This window comes from Spirillospora sp. NPDC048911, assembly GCF_043198015.1.
Lineage (GTDB): Bacteria > Actinomycetota > Actinomycetes > Streptosporangiales > Streptosporangiaceae > Spirillospora.
Genome location: NZ_JBICUD010000010.1, coordinates 290,544 through 302,871, shown reverse-complemented (window position 1 = coordinate 302,871; position 12,328 = coordinate 290,544). Strand labels below are relative to the sequence as shown.

16 protein-coding genes are annotated in these 12,328 nt (G+C 69.6%); 9 read left to right on the top strand and 7 right to left on the bottom strand.

What is annotated here, in order from left to right; translation table 11 throughout:
• Positions 1 to 99: 99 nt before the first annotated feature.
• Positions 100 to 765, top strand: coding sequence for a hypothetical protein (locus tag ACGFNU_RS38350; protein WP_392601487.1), 666 nt, complete (start codon positions 100 to 102; stop codon positions 763 to 765).
• A gap of 2 nt (positions 766 to 767) precedes the next feature.
• The gene (locus ACGFNU_RS38345) at positions 768 to 980 is read left to right on the top strand and encodes a hypothetical protein (RefSeq protein ID WP_392601486.1); all 213 of its coding nucleotides are present in this window, start codon (positions 768 to 770) and stop codon (positions 978 to 980) included.
• 85 nt (positions 981 to 1,065) lie between these two features.
• Here the strand turns inward: ACGFNU_RS38345 and ACGFNU_RS38340 are convergent, their stop codons facing one another.
• Positions 1,066 to 1,863: a maleylpyruvate isomerase N-terminal domain-containing protein gene (locus tag ACGFNU_RS38340; protein ID WP_392601485.1), complete on the bottom strand. Its 798-nt coding sequence runs from the start codon at positions 1,861 to 1,863 to the stop codon at positions 1,066 to 1,068.
• A gap of 103 nt (positions 1,864 to 1,966) precedes the next feature.
• On the opposite strand from ACGFNU_RS38340, the gene ACGFNU_RS38335 reads away from it, so the two are divergent.
• The 6 genes from ACGFNU_RS38335 to ACGFNU_RS38310 all read left to right on the top strand — a co-directional run bounded on the left by ACGFNU_RS38335 (position 1,967) and on the right by ACGFNU_RS38310 (position 7,370).
• Entirely contained in the window at positions 1,967 to 2,599 is a 633-nt protein-coding gene (locus ACGFNU_RS38335) for a winged helix-turn-helix transcriptional regulator (RefSeq protein ID WP_392601484.1), read from the top strand.
• A 316-nt stretch (positions 2,600 to 2,915) separates the two neighbouring features.
• Positions 2,916 to 3,458 (top strand): toxin-antitoxin system HicB family antitoxin, encoded by a 543-nt coding sequence (locus ACGFNU_RS38330; protein WP_392601483.1) that lies wholly within the window; start codon positions 2,916 to 2,918, stop codon positions 3,456 to 3,458.
• Positions 3,459 to 3,533: 75 nt separating this feature from the next.
• Complete coding sequence (locus ACGFNU_RS38325) at positions 3,534 to 4,379, top strand: DUF4097 domain-containing protein (RefSeq protein WP_392601482.1); 846 nt, start codon at positions 3,534 to 3,536, stop codon at positions 4,377 to 4,379.
• Positions 4,380 to 4,407: 28 nt separating this feature from the next.
• Positions 4,408 to 5,382 (top strand): ATP-binding cassette domain-containing protein, encoded by a 975-nt coding sequence (locus ACGFNU_RS38320; RefSeq protein WP_392601481.1) that lies wholly within the window; start codon positions 4,408 to 4,410, stop codon positions 5,380 to 5,382.
• A complete protein-coding gene (locus ACGFNU_RS38315; protein WP_392601480.1) occupies positions 5,379 to 6,182 on the top strand; it encodes an ABC transporter permease in 804 nt (267 codons plus the stop codon). The genes ACGFNU_RS38320 and ACGFNU_RS38315 overlap by 4 nt, the downstream gene beginning before the upstream one ends.
• Positions 6,183 to 6,425: 243 nt before the next feature.
• A complete protein-coding gene (locus tag ACGFNU_RS38310) occupies positions 6,426 to 7,370 on the top strand; it encodes a hypothetical protein (protein WP_392601479.1) in 945 nt (314 codons plus the stop codon).
• 271 nt (positions 7,371 to 7,641) lie between these two features.
• Here the strand turns inward: ACGFNU_RS38310 and ACGFNU_RS38305 are convergent, their stop codons facing one another.
• Positions 7,642 to 8,688 (bottom strand): polysaccharide deacetylase family protein, encoded by a 1,047-nt coding sequence (locus tag ACGFNU_RS38305; protein WP_392601478.1) that lies wholly within the window; start codon positions 8,686 to 8,688, stop codon positions 7,642 to 7,644.
• A 131-nt stretch (positions 8,689 to 8,819) separates the two neighbouring features.
• Here ACGFNU_RS38305 and ACGFNU_RS38300 point away from each other — a divergent pair, with 131 nt between their 5' ends.
• Positions 8,820 to 9,146 carry a hypothetical protein gene (locus ACGFNU_RS38300; RefSeq protein WP_392601477.1) on the top strand — a complete coding sequence of 109 codons (327 nt, stop codon included), beginning with the start codon at positions 8,820 to 8,822 and terminating at the stop codon, positions 9,144 to 9,146.
• Positions 9,147 to 9,219: 73 nt separating this feature from the next.
• Here the strand turns inward: ACGFNU_RS38300 and ACGFNU_RS38295 are convergent, their stop codons facing one another.
• The 5 genes from ACGFNU_RS38295 to ACGFNU_RS38275 all read right to left on the bottom strand — a co-directional run bounded on the left by ACGFNU_RS38295 (position 9,220) and on the right by ACGFNU_RS38275 (position 12,218).
• Positions 9,220 to 9,771: a carboxymuconolactone decarboxylase family protein gene (locus tag ACGFNU_RS38295; RefSeq protein WP_392601476.1), complete on the bottom strand. Its 552-nt coding sequence runs from the start codon at positions 9,769 to 9,771 to the stop codon at positions 9,220 to 9,222.
• A 2-nt stretch (positions 9,772 to 9,773) separates the two neighbouring features.
• Positions 9,774 to 10,382: a TetR/AcrR family transcriptional regulator gene (locus ACGFNU_RS38290; RefSeq protein WP_392601475.1), complete on the bottom strand. Its 609-nt coding sequence runs from the start codon at positions 10,380 to 10,382 to the stop codon at positions 9,774 to 9,776.
• Positions 10,383 to 10,610: 228 nt separating this feature from the next.
• The gene (locus ACGFNU_RS38285; RefSeq protein WP_392601474.1) at positions 10,611 to 10,883 is read right to left on the bottom strand and encodes a hypothetical protein; all 273 of its coding nucleotides are present in this window, start codon (positions 10,881 to 10,883) and stop codon (positions 10,611 to 10,613) included.
• On the bottom strand, positions 10,880 to 11,113 hold the full coding sequence (locus ACGFNU_RS38280) for a hypothetical protein (protein ID WP_392601473.1): 234 nt from the start codon (positions 11,111 to 11,113) through the stop codon (positions 10,880 to 10,882). The genes ACGFNU_RS38285 and ACGFNU_RS38280 overlap by 4 nt, the downstream gene beginning before the upstream one ends.
• 136 nt (positions 11,114 to 11,249) lie before the next feature.
• Entirely contained in the window at positions 11,250 to 12,218 is a 969-nt protein-coding gene (locus ACGFNU_RS38275; protein ID WP_392601472.1) for a helix-turn-helix transcriptional regulator, read from the bottom strand.
• Positions 12,219 to 12,328: the final 110 nt, after the last annotated feature.

Below are 12,328 nucleotides of genomic sequence, written 5' to 3'. Positions count from 1 at the left end.
GTTCATACGGCACCACGGCCCTGTCGCGTTCGGCAGGCGCCACTAGGGGGCCGCCCGAGCCTCTCCCGTCCGCCGGCGGCTGGCAGGATGTGGCGGGCCATGACGACCCCCCATGATGAACGCGATCCGTACTGGTGCGACCCGCACCCGGCCGACACCGACCTGCTCCCCCGCGATGGACGCCGGCACCTGGGCGTGCTGGAGAGCTGCGTACGCAGGCAGTGGAACCCCGCCGAGGGTCCGCCGCCGCCCGAGGTGATCACCGTCATCGACCGGCTCGCCGCGCTGCCGGGCCCGATCGCCGCCCAGGTCGCCGACGCGCTCACCGACGGGCTCTGGATCGGGGTCGGCCCCGTACCGGGCCTCGATCACCTGGGCCACCTGGCCGGACAGCCGATCAGGGAGAAGTCGGAGATCCTCTGGGACCACGTCCCCGGCGCGACCCTGTGGGACCACGAGACCCGCATGATGGTCGTCGGAACGGGCCCGCACGTCAGCGGCTCCCTCGCCGATCACGAGATCGGGCACGTCGTGGAGCGCCGCCGCCGCGCCGCGGAGACCTGCGAATGGGAAACGATCATGCTTCGGTGCCGCCCCCTGCTGGTGGTGGACCGGTGGCACGACCCGTACGAGTGGTGGGCGGAGGCCTGGGCGCTGGTGGCCACCGGCCAGCTTCCGCGCCTGATCCGGACCTTGTCGGGGTCAGAGCCTGTCGCCGAAATCATCACCCGGTACTATGTGAGGCACTACGGGCTGGAGGTGTGACCATGGCGGAGGCGGTCCTCCGGGACGGCGAGCTGCTGCTCCCGCACGACACCGGCTGCGGAGCCGACGTCATCACCCCTGAGCACGGCGACTACGAGCGGCTTCGCTCGGCCGCCGTGGACGACGACGCCCTCAACGGAACGCCCGAAGAAGCGGCCGAGATCGCCGCCCGCTGGCGCCGCAAGTGGGCCCTGGAAGACCGCCGCAGCGCATAACACCCTCGCCCGCGTCCACGCCCCAGCCGCATGTCGCACCGTCCCCAGAACCGTTGCGTGCGCCACCTGGCCACCGGCGCGTCGCTCACGGGGGGTTGATGACGGTGAGCATGCGGGCGAGCTTCCATGGACGTGGGCCCCAGGCGGTGAGCTTTCCGCCGAGAAGTGGCCTCCCTATGCCTTGCCGGCCGATGAACACCAGCATGAGAGCCGCAGGATCGGCGGACACGTGGGCGTCGACGTCGCGTGCACGTCCCGAGCCGAGCGTCAGCGAGCCGCGGTCGAAGACCATCAACGTGCGTCCGCCTCCACGCAGGCGCACATCGAAGCGGGCCCGGAAGGATCGGGCTTTCTCCTGGTTCAGCATGGCGGTGGGCGGCAGTGCCGCGATGAGCGGAAGCACGCCGCCCTCGATCGCGAGCAGGGCGTGGTGACGCTGGATCGGCCACGAGCGCCCGATGGCCGTGGCGATGTCATGGCCGTGGATCAGGCATTCTTCCAGCAGATGACACGCGACCGCCGACGGCGGCAGGTGGGCGCCTTGCAACCAGCGAACGGTGGCCGCTCGCGAACGCGAGGCGATGTCGTCGAACTCCTGGGCTAGCGCGCCGAGGCGATCCGCCAGAACAGACGGGGCCCGTTCGCCGTCCCCGGCGAGCATGGCGGCGTTGACCTCGGCCATTCCCGCCGACGTCACCGTGGCGTCGGGGACCGGCCTTCCGTTGATCGCATCGGTGTCCATTCGGAAGACATGAGCCAGGTGAGCGGCGACGTCGCCCACCGTCCACGTGCCGACCGACACCGAGTGAGCGTCGGGGACGCTGCGCACCAGCGCGACCAGGCGGGGAACCACCTCCCGCAATGCCACACGAGCCTGAGCCATGGTGGCGGGTGCACCGCTGTGCGTCGCAGCCGGGACCATCTCAGCACCTCCCAACGATGTGCTGGATATTTTCAGGTGCGCTTGAGAATGTAAAGTGCTCGTCATGAGTCGGAGCTACGGCCAGTACTGCGGTCTCGCCCGGGCGCTCGACGCCGTGGGCGACCGGTGGAATCTGCTCATCGTCCGCCAGCTCCTCATCGCTCCCGCCCGCTACCGCGAGCTGCTCGATGGGCTAGGTGGTGTGGCCACCAACCTGCTCGCCGACCGGTTGCGTGACCTGGAGGCCGCCGGGGTGGTCGAACGGCGCCTGGCCGAGGAGCCCAACGCGATCGTGTACGCGCTCACGCCATGGGGCGCCGAGTTGCGGGAGCCGGTCGAAGGCCTCATCCGCTGGTCGACGCCGCTCATGGCGCGCGGGCCGGCCGACGACCGCTTCCACGCCGAATGGCTCGTCGTCGGGCTCGCTGCCCTGTTCGCCGGCAGGACCGCGTCCCGGGCATCGACGGTGGGGATCGCGGTCGACGGCCAATTGCTCCAGCTCCGGGCGACGCGCTCGGGCGTCGAGGTGACTCTGCATGCTGGCGGCGCTCTGGATGCCGTCGTGCGTGCCGACGCCCCGATCGTCCTCGGGCTGGCAGCGGCCGCGTTCACCCTCGACGACGTCGGCGGTCTCGTCGACATCGAAGGCGATGAAACGGCTGCCCGAGCCCTCTTCGACTGCCGCCGCTCCCACTGACCACGACCAAAACCTGACCCGCGATCCCAGGTCGTCGGCCATGGCCATGACGCCGTCTGACGTCAGCATGGTGCGGGCGTGTGTAGCGGGTGGCGGGCGGGTGTGAGCAGCCGGGCTTGTGTCGGCTCGCGCTGGCAGCGTCTCTCTGCACGCTAAGCGTCCTTGGGTTTTTGCTGCTCGAGAGGTTGATTCGGCTGTTGACGAAGAGGCGGTTGGTGCGGGGTGTGATGAGGGTCGGGTGGCTGTGGCGTCAGGGTCGGTGATGTGACGTCATTTTGCGCTTGACGTGGTGTCGTTCTGACGTCATAGTTGTGGCATGGACCTGATGCCGTACGTGGAGAACCTTCGCCGTGAGCTTGCCGTGGCCGCTGAGGCGGGCGGTCCGGAGGCTCGGGCGCTCGCCGAGCGGTTGACCGGGGCGTTGGAGTCGGCTGCCCGGTTGACGTTGCTGGAGGCGCTGTCGGCGGCGGCGGACGAGATCACCGGTGATCTGGCGCCGGGGTCGGTCGAGGTGCGGTTGCGTGGCGGTGATCCGGCGTTCGTGGTGACGCCGCCGCAGTCGCCTCCGGTGGGACAGGCGGCCGGTGCGGCGGAGGCCGCCAGGGCTGCGGTGTCGCCGCCTGCGACCACGCAAGCCGTGTCGCCTTTCGATGATGGCGGTACCGCGCGGATGACGCTGCGGCTGCCTGAGCATCTGAAGTTGCGGGTGGAGGAGGCGGCCGGGCGGCAGGGGCTGTCGGTCAACGCCTGGCTGGTGCGAGCGATCTCCACGGCGTTCGAACCCGGTGTCGGCAGCGGTCCCGTCGAGCAGTCGCAGCCGTCCCCGAGCGGGCGCAGCTACACCGGCTGGGTGCGGTAGCGGCACCGGTCCATCACTGATCATCCGGCCCCTGAAGGCCGGAACGGAGCACGAGCCCATAGGGAGGGCTTCGCCATGCCTGCTTTCGATACCCCCGAGCCGATCACCGCCGACATCCAGGTCCATCTCGGCCGGGTCCGCGTCCACGCGAGCGATCGCGCCGACACCGTGGTGGAGGTCGGCCCGAGCGACCCGTCCGCCGAGGCGAGCGTGAAGGCCGCCGAGCAGACGATCGTGGAGTTCTCCGGCGGCCGGTTGCTGGTCAAGGGGCCCAAGCCCAGGGGGCTGGCGCACCTGCGGGCCTGGCGCGGTTCCATCGAGGTGACCATCGAGGTGCCGGCCGGCTCCGGTGTCGAGGCCGAGGTCGCCGCTGACTTCATCGCCACCGGCCGGCTCGGCCGGAGCGTGGTGCGCAACTCCTACGGCGACGTCCGGCTGGAGGAGACCGGTCCGCTGGAGGCCAAGGCGTCCATCGGCGACATCTCCGCGGACCGGGTGAGCGGGCCCGTCGAGGTGACCGCCTCCACCGGGGCGATCCGGATCGGCACCGTCGACGGCCCCGGCCTCGTCAAGAACTCCACCGGCACCATCGCTCTCGGCGACGTGACCGGTGATCTGGAGGTCAAGACAGGCACCGGTGAGGTCACCATCGGCCGCGTTCTGGCCGGTCTCACCGCCAGATCCGCACACGGCCGGATCCGGATCGGCGCGGTCGTACGCGGCACAGTCCACCTCGAGAACGGCCACGGCAAGCTCGACGTCGGCATCGCCAAGGGCACCGCCGCCTGGCTGGACCTGCACTCCAAGAACGGCGTGGTGCGCAACAACCTCACCGCCGCCGAAGGCCCCGAAACCACCGACGCGGTCGCCGAGGTGCACGCCCACACCAACTGGGGCGACATCGACATCCACCGGGCCTGACCCCCTGAACACGCGAAAGGAACCTCCCATGAGCGATGCGATCACGGCCGAAGGACTGGTCAAGAGATACGGCGAGGTGACGGCCCTGGACGGGCTGAGCTTCTCGGTGCCGCAAGGGACGGTGCTGGCGCTGCTGGGTCCCAATGGCGCGGGCAAGACCACGGCGGTGCGGGTGCTGACCACGCTGCTGCGCCCCGACGCCGGGCGCGCCACGGTCGCCGGATGCGATGTGGTCGGTGACGCGCGGCGGCTGCGCGCCCACATCGGGCTGTCGGGCCAGTACGCCGCCGTCGACGAGCACCTGACCGGCGCCGAGAACCTGGAGATGGTCGGACGTCTCTACCACCTGGGCGCCAAGCGGGCCAAGGCGCGGGCCCGCGAGCTGCTGGAACGCTTCGACCTCATCGACGCCGCCGACCGTCCGGTCAAGGGCTACTCCGGTGGCATGCGCCGGCGCATCGACCTCGCGGGCGCGCTGGTCGCCGACCCGTCCGTCCTGTTCCTGGACGAACCCACCACCGGTCTGGATCCCCGCGCCCGCGCCGCGCTGTGGGAGACCATCTCCGAACTCGTCAAGGGCGGCAGCACGCTGCTGCTGACCACCCAGTACATGGACGAGGCCGACCGTCTCGCCGACCAGATCCTGGTGGTCGACCACGGCCGCGCCATCGCCTCCGGCACCGCCGACGAGCTCAAGGACCAGGTCGGCGGCAGCCGCCTGGAGTTCACCGTCGGCCACGCCGACGAACTGGACACCGCCAAGGAGGCGCTGGCGTGGCTGGCGACCGGCGCCCTGCGGACCGAGCCGGAGGCGCTGCGCGTCACGGTTCCGGTCACCGACGGCCCCACGGCGCTGCGCGAGGCGCTCGACCGGCTCGCCGAGCAGCGTGTGACGGTCCGCGACGCGGGCGTGCGCCGCCCGACCCTGGACGACGTCTACCTCACCCTGACCGGACGCCAGACATCCGGCACCGACGAGCAGGTCCGGGAGGCCATCCGATGAACGCCCTCACCATGCCCATCACCGACGGCTGGACCATCGCCAAGCGCAACACCCTGAAGATCAGGCGATCCCCCGACCTGCTCGGCGCCGCGGTCATGTTCCCGGTCGTGTTCGTGCTGTTGTTCGCCTACGTCTTCGGCAGCGTCATCGAGATCCCCGGGATGTCCTACAAGGACTTCCTGCTGCCGGGCATCTTCGTCCAAGCCGTGATCATGGGTGCGCAGATCACCGGCTACAGCCTCACCCTGGACCTGCAGAAGGGCGTCTACGACCGGTTCCGCTCGCTGCCCATGGCCCCGTCCGCGGTGCTGATCGGCCAGACCGTCAGCGACCTGCTGATGAACCTCGCCAGCCTGGTCGTCATGGCGAGCATGGGCCTGATCGTCGGCTGGCGGGTGCACACCTCGCCCTTCGAGGGCGTCCTCGGGTTCGCGCTGCTGCTGCTGTTCGCCTACGCGTTCTCCTGGGTCACCGCGGCGATCGCGCTGGCCCTGCGCACCCCGGAGAGCTTCAACAACATCGCGACCATGGTCTCGTTCCCGCTGATGTTCATCTCCAATGCCTACCTCGACGCCTCCCGGCTGCCCACGCCGCTGCGCGTCATCGCCGACTGGAACCCCGTCTCGACGTTCACCCAGGCGGTACGGGAGCTCTTCGGCAACACCAGCACCGCGATGAAGACCTCCGACGCCTGGCCCATGCAGCACGCCATCCCGGCATCGTTGCTCTGGATCGCCGTGATGCTGATCGTGTTCATCCCGCTGGCGACCCGCCTCTACAACAAGGCGGTCAGCAGCTGACCACCCGCGCGACACCAAGGCGCCCCACCCGCCGCCGGAGGGGCGCCTTCGGCATGTCGTGGACTTCCGGCGGACGAGGGTGCCGGGTCGCAGACTTTACCCAGCGGGCGCATGTTGGAGGCGGACGTGGTCTTGCGATTGGTAGATGCTTACCCGCGTCTCATCCACCGGACGGTCACTTCGCCACCACGCGGGTGAACGACGGGAGCGGGCGGGGGCCCGCCAGGGGTACGCGGGGGGAACATGGCCAAGTCGAAGCACCACTCGTCGTCCAAGCTGATGCAGGGGCCAACTGGCGAACCAGAAACGCCAGGCGAGCGCTGCCAGATCGTCTGTAAGGCGGCACGACGCATAGCCACTTCACGGGCTGCGGGCGCCCGCATGATGCTGGCCGGTGTGGCGGCGGTTTGGGTGGTCGGCGCGGCCGGGACGCTGCCCGCGTCGGCGCAGCCAGCCGATGGCCCTCCGACGTTGCCGCGCCTGTCGATGCAGAAGCAGGCGTCGCTGTCGTCCGCTCGGCCAGGACAGCGGTTCAGCTATGTGTTGCGGGTGCGCAACGTGGGCCTGGTTCCTGCCTACGGTGTGAAGCTTGCCGACCATATGCCCGCTGGGCTGAACGTGACCAAGGTGCGTGGGCCTGGCTGCCGTGGGAAGGCGACCGCGGTGTCCTGCCGCTGGAAGCAGATCGGTTATCGGCGCTCAATTTCCGTGCGTGTCGCAGTGCGGGTGTCACCGTCCGCCAAAGGCAGCGGTCGGCTACGCAATAGGGCCGTGCTGACGTACCTTGGCGGACGCAAAGCCGCCTCTCACACCCTGCGGCTCCTCCCTCTGAAGCCGGCCCCGCCCAAGTTGGCAGCACCGAACAACGACCCGCAGAAGCCCGCCGTCCATAAGCCTGCGGCCCACAAACCGGCCGCACACAAACCGGTGGCGCACAAGCCGGTGGCGCACAGGCCCGCGGCCCACAAACCGCTGGCGCATAAGCCTGCGGCCCACGAACCGGCACCGCACAGGCCACGGGATGCGGCTGAGAAGCTGCCGCACACCGGTATGTCTCTGCTGACATTGGCGGCGCTGGTCACTACAGGCGTGACGCTGCTGCTGGCAGGGGCGATCATCTGCTGGCGGACCCGCCGCTCGCGGTCGGCGGCGTCCCCGCCGGAGGCCGATGAGGTGGCGCGGGCATGAGCGTTCGTCCTGCCGTCGATGGCAGGACCCCGGCAGGTCAGCGTGGTGATCTGCCGGGGCCTTGCTCCGGCCGGGTCCGTGTTAGACGACAGGACCGGGCCGAACTCGCGCGTCTTCCTGAGTGCGCGACGGGCCCGAGCGACCGGTTGCCGTGTATCCGCCAGGGCCTCTATGCCGACTTGTGTCCGCTTCGCCGACAAGGGCATCCCCCGAAGAGCCCAAGAAATGGCCCGAAAGGACTCCGACCGGCGGCCTCGGCGTGGGCGTCCGCTCAGGTGGGCTTGTAGGTCAGCACCTTGGAGCGGAACTTCGCGTTCACCTCTTCGGCCTTGTACGCCGGAACGGCGACGGTGTCGGGCGAGCCATCGGAGGTGTACCGGTCGGTCGGGTTCTTCTGGAGCGAGTCGAGCCAGCCCTGCGAGCAGAACTGTTCGCAGTTGCCCCCCGAGTTGCCGGCCCTGACGCGTGGGATCGCCAGGGGGTCGAAACGAGCGGCGAACGGTGAGGGCGCCGGAGTGTAGCCCGCGCGGAAGACCCCCTGGTTGGCGTAGGAGGTGGCACCTGCGCGGCCGGTCGCGGCCCACTGGAGCTTCCGGGGCGTGTTGCCGTACGGCAGGGCGAGCGTGATCGGTGCCGGGGCGCCCAGCCCCGTGATGAGCGCCTGTCCCGCGGCGATCTGCTGGGCCACCTGCTCCTGGCTCTTGCCGGACAGGTCCATGTGGTCCTTGGTGTGGTTGCCGACCTCGAATCCGTTCTGCGTCAGCCATGCCAGCGCCTGGCGCTGGTCGGAGTTGTCATGGAGCTGGAACAGGTCCCGGATGACGAAGTAGGTCGCCACCGGCCGGAAGCCCGGGTATCGCGTGGCGACCTCGCGGAGGATGCCCGCCGCGCTGTCGGCTTTCGGCTCTCCGTTCCCCGTGAGCGTGAGCTGCGAGGGCGACGAGTCGTCCAGGGTGATCACCACTGGATGCCGTCCGGCCGGGATGTTGATCCGTCCGGTCACGTACTCGGCGGCGGTGACCGGTACGTAGCCCTCCTTGGCCAGGCGCTCCAGCTCCGCGCGGAACTGCGCGGGGGTGCGGTCGTCCGGCACCGCGGTCTTCGCGACGATCCGGTGGTACATCAGCACCGGGACGTCCCCCACCTCGTTCGCCTTGGCCGCGGCCGCGGTGGAGAGCTTGGACTGGGCGGCGGCCTTGGCCGCCTTCGCCTGGTTGAGCTTCGCGTCGGCCGCGAGGTTCTTGTCGTCCGTGCAGGCGCTCAGCACGGCGACGCCCATCACCAGGGACGACACACAGAAGATGACACGAGCTTTCATGCCTCTTGTCCTTGCCGGTGCGGCTCTCCGGCAAGATCAACTAGGGGTGTGGCGTTGGCAAATTAGTTGCCAGCGGCAGGCGTGTCCCGGCGTACTGGATGAGGACGGCCGTTGGGGGTACAGCACCGCACATGAGGGATGACGAGCCCACCGTCTCTCCGCCCGGGCCCGGAGACAGCCCGCAGGAGCGGCTGAAAGAGCAACTGGCACGGGAGCGGGATCGGCAGGTCGAGCGCAGCCGCCGGGCCGCCAAGGACATCGCCGAGACCGAGCAGGAAGTGGCGCGGGTCCGCGAGGAGGTCGCCGACACCTACGACGCGATGGCCGCCCGCACCGGCGACCCCCGCTACCGCCAACGCGCCGAACATGCCCGCCAGGTGGCTCACGACGCCCGCGCGGTGGCCGCCGGTGAACACAAGACCGCCACGGAACCGCCCGAGGAAGACGAGCCCGAGTAGGCACCACACGCCCCGGCGAGGGCTCGCCCAAGCCTGGGTTCGTCGAGCCACCAACAGCAGGGCGCCCGGCGCGTCAAGCGCGGCTCCACTGCTGGACGGCCCAGGCAGGGTCCAGCGGGGTGTGGGCGATGTGGTTCGTGTAGTTGGACAGCGTCTTCATCCCGACGCCCAGGATGATGTCCATGACGTGGCGGCGGGTGTATCCGGCGTCCATGAACGCCTGCACCTCGGTCTCGTCCACCCAGCCGCGGCCAGAGACCATGAGCTGGGTGAAGCGCCGCGCCGCCTCCAGGGCGGGGTCCTCCAGCGGCTTGCCTTCCCGCAACGCCTCCACCACCGCGGGTGACACCTTCGAACGCAACGCCATGGTGGAGTGGGCGGCCACGCAGTACTCGCAGCCGTTCGCCACGCTGGCGGTGATCCACACAACGTGCTTGGCCCGCACCGGCAGCGAGGACTTGCCGAACAACTCGGCCAGCGCGTTGTAGCCGGCCAGCAGCTCGGGCGACTCGGCCATCACGCCGTTGAGGGTGGTGACGAACCCCATCCGCTTCTTGGCCGCCTCCAGATAGGGGCGCGCCTGCTCGGGTGCGGTGGTCTCGTCGTAGACGGTGAACTCGGCCATTCTCATCTCTCCTTCACAAGGGGGTCCGGCGCGCACAGCGATTCCAGTGCCGCCGTCACGGTCGCTTTCAGATCGGTCGCCGACGCCCCAGCCCGCGATCGCAGGTTCACGCCATAGGCCAGCAACGCAAGAACATCAGCGGTGGACGCCGCGTCCAGGCCGGGCCGCAGCCGGCCGTATGATCGCGCGGTCTCCAGCGCCGCTCGCATCGCCGCTCGCAACCGCTCATGGTGCGCGTCCAGCACCTGGCGCACGTCGGCGTCCGCGCCAGTGCCGGCGTGGGCGTTGGAGACCATGCAGCCCCACCGGGCATGCGGACCCTCGCAGCGCGCCTGGATCAACCGGTCGAAGAACCCGGCGATCGACGGCAGTCCCTGGTCGTCGCCGGCAAGGGCGTCGAGCACCGGGCGGGACCGCTCATCGACGTAGCGGCGCAGTGCCGCCAGGTACAGCTCCTGCTTGCCGCCGAACGTCGCGTACAGGCTGGAGCGGCTCAGCCCGGTCACCGCCACGACCTCACCGATCCCGGTCGCCGCCGCGCCGCGCTGCCAGAACAACTCCACCACCTGGTCCAGCACCCGCTCAGGGTCGAAGTGCTTGACGTCGGGCATGGGCACCACCAATCTTGGAACGACCATTCCAAGATAACCCGAAGTGATCTTCCCGGCAACCCCGGCCGCTTCAGGCGGCGCCTGGGCACGCGCGGACGGTGTTGGGTTTAGGCGCGGGTGGTGCAGATCGTCATTGGGGGTTGGGGGAGAAGCGAGCGCGAGGGGCCCCTGGCAGGTGGACTCACGTTCCTGTGGATTGACGTCCGGGCGGGTGGGTTCGCTCGGTGGTCACTTTCGATTGCTCGCGCTGGTGTGGCCGAGCCAATCCGCTGCCTGGTGCGGTGGCAGGTAGCAGATGCTCGTACGCCCCTCTTGCTCCTGGCAGACGCGGCATTGGAAGCTGCGATGACCTCGGTGCCAGCTCAGGGCGGGTGTGCAGTCGCAAGGGATCCATCCCACCAGTACCTTGTTCTCGCCGAGTGGGTGGCCATAGGGGCACAGGAACGGGACGTGGTTGCCGATCGCCTCGACGTCCATCCCGCCGATCATCTTGCCGGTCACAGCCAGAGGTGCCGTAGGCGCCAGCCGGACTCGCCTCCCGCGATCTCGGCGATCCCCTGCCGTCCGCCCTCCATCGCCACGTTCACGCGATACAGGCGGGCTTCTCCGGGCATCTGCCAGATCTCGCGGACGGACCGGACATGGAACTGGTTCCCCCGCCAGGTCAGCGCTGTCGGCGCCCCCGAGGGGCTGTGTCCGGTGACGGCGACCGGCTCGTTGTAAAGCTGCACACCCGAACCCTAGTCGAACATGTGTGCGAACCCAAGCCGCAACGACGAGAACGTTCTTGTTCTGCCAGCGGCCTGATCCTCGACGGTGGACCCGCCAGTCGCTGTCGCGCCCAGGGCCGCTGCCCCGGTTGAGAGATCACACTCCGTAGCAGGTGGCGATCGCGGCGGCGCGGTCGCGCAGGGAGGTGCGCAACCACTGCGGGGCCAGGGCTTCCGCGCTCGTCGCGAGCTGCCACAGGGCCCACTCGGCATGTCGCGAATCTTGGAAGGACACTTCCAGCCGCAGCCATCCGTCGGCGTCGGTTTCCTCGCTGTGGACGGCCAGCGCGGTGCCCGCCAGCTCTTCGCGCCGCGCCGGGTGCAGCCTTACCAGCACGGTGACCTGGTCGCCGCCCGTCCGGAACCGGGTGCTGCGCTCCTGCCAGGCTCGGTCGAGATCGACGCGGTCCGGGCGCTGAGCGGGTTCATCGAGTTCCTCGGCGGCCAAGATCCGGGAGAGCCGGTAGGTGCGGTCCGCGCCGGACCTCGTCGCCAGCAGGTAGCCCTGGTCGCGTACGGTGACCAGGCCGATCGGGTCCACGGTGCGCCACTCGGGGCTCTGACCCACGGCCGCGTAGTGGATGCGGAGCTTGTGTCCGGCGAACACCGCGCGCCGCACCTCGGCCACTGTGGCGTCAGGCACCTCCTCGGCGACCTGGCGGCGCGAGAGGAGATCGGTCTCCGGGTCGATGAGCAAACGCTCGGCCGCTCCGGCCGCGGTGTTCCGGTAGCTCTCGGGCAGCGCGTCGACCACCTTGAGCATCGCCGAAGCGAGCGCCGAGCCGAGACCGAAGGCCTGCGCGCCGCGGCGCGATCCGGCGATCAGCAGGGCCAGCGCCTCGTCGTGGTTCAGCCCGGTGAGCTCCGTCCGGAAACCGGGCAGCAACGCGAACCCGCCGTGCCGGCCGCGCTCGGCGTAGACCGGGACGCCCGCCGCGGACAGCGCCTCGATGTCGCGCAGCACCGTGCGAGTGGACACCTCAAGCTCGCGAGCCAGCGCGGTCGCGGACATCCGGCCGTGCTGCCGCAGCAGCAGTACCAGCGAGACCAGCCGGTCGGCGCGCATGCCTGAACTTTATCGAAATACACGACACAGGATGTCGTGATTAGTTTGGGAGGTTTGCCACCACGACGTCAGGACCGAGCTGACGGACTCTGAACGAATCGAACGGAGCG